At 62.7% G+C, this 217-nt stretch carries 1 pseudogene; it reads left to right on the plus strand.

Annotation, left to right across the window (positions count from 1 at the left end):
• A pseudogene (locus tag H6B10_RS17545) lies at positions 1–217 on the plus strand (hypothetical protein); the annotation flags it as partial.

Raw genomic sequence — 217 nt, forward strand, 5'->3', positions numbered from 1 at the left:
GCGCCGAAGGCCAGATTGGTACCGATGGCCACGCAATCCAGAATCATGGCATGGATGCTCAAGGCCGTAGCCCGGTTGGCGGTTTGCACCTGACGGTTTCGCAGCTGCGCCTGGCGGAAGGAGAATACCGCTTTGCCTGCCTGGTGTGGGACCATGAACCGCTGCCCAGCGGCGAGCTGGTGAAGCTGGCCGCCGACGCTCTGGGTTGGAAAAAGAG

It is taken from the genome of Gemmiger formicilis, assembly GCF_016901605.1.
In the GTDB taxonomy this organism is placed as follows: domain Bacteria; phylum Bacillota; class Clostridia; order Oscillospirales; family Ruminococcaceae; genus Gemmiger; species Gemmiger formicilis_B.